We start from the raw sequence: 3736 nt of genomic DNA on the forward strand, positions 1-3736 counted from the left end.
AAACAGCAAGACCCCCCCCAACAATTATAAACCCTCAAACTACCCTATAAACTTTTCTGGGTGTGCTGGCTGGCCGAGTTATTTCCCGTCCTTCCTTTGGGGTTTTTAAGGACCCCCGTCAGGACAGGAATAACTCTACTCCCTCGTTTGCCTTGCTGTTTTTTTTGCCCACGCCTTATGCTTTCATCTTTTTCCCTTTTGCTCCTTACGGAGCGTTTCGGATGGGCTACCAGGCAGGAAGCCGAAGGGTAGCTTTTGCCCGAAACGCAGTGAAGGGAAAAAGATAGCAAGCGGGAACCTCACTTCGTGAGATTCTGCTTGCCCTCTTCGAGGGGAAAACAGGGATAAAGTCCTGTTTAAGAAGATAATAAAATATAGTTGTTTTTAGCATAAAACAACTACATTTATTTAATGAATAGTATTATTTAAGATAATTAGCAGATAATCAATTTAAAATATAGTTACTATGGCAACTATCAACGTATATGAGTAGATGCCTGGGATGGGGAAAATGTGGCTTGTGAAGATCATTTTTGCCAGGGAGCAAAAATGAAAAGAACCGGTTGATATCGATTGAAATTCATTGAGCAAAAAAACTAAGAAAATTCATTTCCCTTTCTATTTTTTTGGAAACAGGTAGCCACTTTAAGGCTTTAAAATATCTGGAACACCAAGGTCTTTGCATATCTTACGGCATAGGTTCTCCTTGATATCGGGGTGTCGGGGAACAGTTGACGCCTTGCCATTTTTGAAATTTCTGTAAAGCGTATGGCTACCCCCTTCACGGACAAAGGAGCAGCCGTTCTTTTCGAGGTGTTTGACCAGCTTGTTTCTTTTCATCAGAAGCTAAACGACATGGTTTGGGTTATCATCTTCTTAGTTCTGCCCTTACTTACTGTCGCCCTCATCTCCTCAAATACTAGATTCACGGCATCTGCAAGGTTTTCCTTTGCCTCCTCGATGGTTTCCCCTTGGGTGTTTATCCCCTGTATTTCCTGTACGTATGCAATAAATCCGCCCTCTTCGCAGGGTTCAAAAACAGCCGTCATCTCAATGTTTTTCATAACTTATTTTTTGCAAAGTTAATGTATTTTTTCCCTTTTGCTCCTTGACTTAATTAGATTTACCCGGTGTGTAAATCAGTTTCCAAAGGAAAGCAAGATGGAATCAGGCTACACCTGATCCCGTTATCAGGATACTCCTGATATTCAATTAATTACAAAAATGTCATGGTGCACTTTTTGGGCGAAAATGTTACCTTTTAAAAAAACATGATTGATTATCAGCGTATTGGAATTGAAAAATAACTATAAAATAGCTATTTTTCAATTCCAAAATCTTCCCTCAGAATCTTTCGGGTAGTGTTGACCAGGTGTTTAGCTTCCATCTCGTTACTGACGTACTTCTCATAGATCGGGCGGAACTTTGACCAGGCGTTTGATAATTGACCCTTGTCAGAGAGCTGGTCAGCTATACGCATAGCGTAGTCATTGAACATGGAAGGAAAAGAGATCATCAGGAAATTATAAATATTAGGATAAAGCCCCTTTTCAGCGTTTTTAAGCTTAGGATCGTTTTGGAACATGGAAAAGTATATCCAGTTAAACGAACGGCTCTTAATCTTCTTTAAATCGTACTCAAACCAAACGTCAGCACTTTCCTTGAGCTCTTTCTTCGCTACGTCTAAAACTTGGTCTCTTAATTTGTTTATGTCTTTATATTTTTTTTCGACATAAAGCATTTTTTTAAACTCATCCAGAGCCATATTAAACCCGCCCTTGTCCTTCCACCTGCAGCAGAGTTCGTAAAGGCGTTTAGAATGCTTTGATTTTAGGCTAATAGCAATTGTTTTTTGGATTACAGTAAACCCGCCCCCTCCACTATCCCCCGCACCGATGTACAGCAGAACAGGCAGTGTCATTTTTGGAATCTCCACACGGATAAACCTTGCACCCCTCTCTCTTGTAACGCTTGCTATTATTGCCGTTGTAGTGTCGTTCATTTTTCCGTTTTTCCCCTTCCAGTCGTAATGGATTGGTCTTTTCATCATCTCTTCAGCTTCTTTCTGAACGTAGCTGTAATGTTCCGCATCGGTTATTTTTTCGAGGTCTAGCACGTACTCCCGCCCCCCATCAAAGAGTAAAGGTTGATAAGACATTTCATTTTGCAAGGCATCAATTATGCCGTAAACAATATTTTTTTGTATTGCCGTCCATTCATACCGAGCATTAGTAATGCGGTTGGGTTGAATGATTGAGAGGGAATCTTGCTTTTCCATATGGATTATTTTTACAAATATATGGAAACGTATTAATAAAACAAATAATACGTTATAGCAGGTAGATAACAACAGAAAAGTACGTTTTCAGCAACAGAAAAGTACGTTTTGCTCTTTTAAAAGCAACAGAAAAGTACGTTTTCGTTTCTGTGGCACCTTATTCCATGGGCTCCAGCGACGCTGTACAATGAAGAAGTATTCAACAATCTTCTTCAATAAGAAGAAGTTTTTAGGATGAAATCCAAAGCAAGACCGCAAGGGTAGGAGGTTTCAGAACAACGAGAAGAAAAAATGAAAAGAAAAAAGAAACAAAGAAAAATCCCCGGCGGCGGGCGTTTTCATAACTACTTGATATATAGGTATATAAAAATTTTACAGCTAATATCTCACCAGAGATCCCCGGCAGGAACAGATTTTTTCATAATTTATCAGTCAGTTCTCTTATAATTTGTTCTTTTAATCGCTTCTTGATTTCAGGTGCTTCTTGTTGCAAATACTCAAGTCCAAAAAATAGATTGCCTTGTTTCCTATTTTGTCTTGGCTCAATGCTTTCAATAAGTATTGCTTCTAAAATATCACCTAAATGTTGGACCGTAATTTTATCTAATTTGATGTCGTTTAAAAGTTTGCCGGTTTCATTTACTGGATAAAAACCGAACCAAGAAAACCTGTCCCACCGTCCGCCAAGTCGATCATTCGTGTGATTTTTCAAACGCTGTCCAAGCGGTTGATCAATAGCTTGTCCAATGTAAATGGTTTCTCTACTGTCATGAAGCAAATAAATACCGATTTGGTCTTTGAAGTTTACTTCTGATGCTCCAATTTGTTGAATTCCCAGCAAATCAGGTGTTGTTTTCCAGTAAACAAGATTTCTGTTCCAATAAATGCCAAAAGCATTAATAATTTTATAGCGTTCTTTTGTCGTTTTTTGAGTAGTAACCATTTCCGCTTCTGTTTCTTCAGTCACAAGCTGGGCTCTGTCGTCAAGAAATTTTCTTAGAATATAAATTCCTTTGTCAACCTTGGCAAAAATGGATTTTTCTTTGTTTGTGTTAATGTCAGTTGTTATGACTGCGCTAACAGTGTCAAGTGGCGTTGCACCCAAGGATTTTCTGTAATCCCTTTCAGCAATTAGTTCTGCAATGTCCGTGTAGTGAAGTGCTTTTTTCTCATCTTCAAAAACTTTTACAATTGCTTCTTTCCATTTTAATTCTGCCATAGCTTTTATTTTGGAACAAAATATATTCAAATATACAGCTTTTAACTTTTATCCCCGCCGTGCTCCACCGTCCCAAAAAAACAATGAGAAGAAAAATCAAACAGCAAGACCCCCCCCAACAATTATAAACCCTCAAACTACCCTATAAACTTTTCTGGGTGTGCTGGCTGGCCGAGTTATTTCCCGTCCTTCCTTTGGGGTTTTTAAGGACCCCCGTCAGGACAGGAATAACTCTACTC

3 protein-coding genes are annotated in these 3736 nt (G+C 39.0%); all 3 read right to left on the reverse strand.

Going from position 1 to position 3736, the window contains the following annotated elements; genetic code table 11:
- Nucleotides 1-839: 839 nt before the first annotated feature.
- The 3 genes from Q7U95_RS04900 to Q7U95_RS04910 all read right to left on the reverse strand — a co-directional run bounded on the left by Q7U95_RS04900 (nt 840) and on the right by Q7U95_RS04910 (nt 3497).
- On the reverse strand, nt 840-1064 hold the full coding sequence (locus tag Q7U95_RS04900; protein WP_308752356.1) for a type II toxin-antitoxin system HicB family antitoxin: 225 nt from the start codon (nt 1062-1064) through the stop codon (nt 840-842).
- Between the two features lie 254 nt (nt 1065-1318).
- Nucleotides 1319-2278 carry a replication initiation protein gene (locus tag Q7U95_RS04905; protein WP_308752358.1) on the reverse strand — a complete coding sequence of 320 codons (960 nt, stop codon included), beginning with the start codon at nt 2276-2278 and terminating at the stop codon, nt 1319-1321.
- Between the two features lie 418 nt (nt 2279-2696).
- The gene (locus tag Q7U95_RS04910) at nt 2697-3497 is read right to left on the reverse strand and encodes an HTH domain-containing protein (protein WP_308752360.1); all 801 of its coding nucleotides are present in this window, start codon (nt 3495-3497) and stop codon (nt 2697-2699) included.
- Between the last annotated feature and the right edge of the window lie 239 nt (nt 3498-3736).

This window comes from Candidatus Oleimmundimicrobium sp., assembly GCF_030651595.1.
Lineage (GTDB): Bacteria > Actinomycetota > Aquicultoria > UBA3085 > Oleimmundimicrobiaceae > JAUSCH01.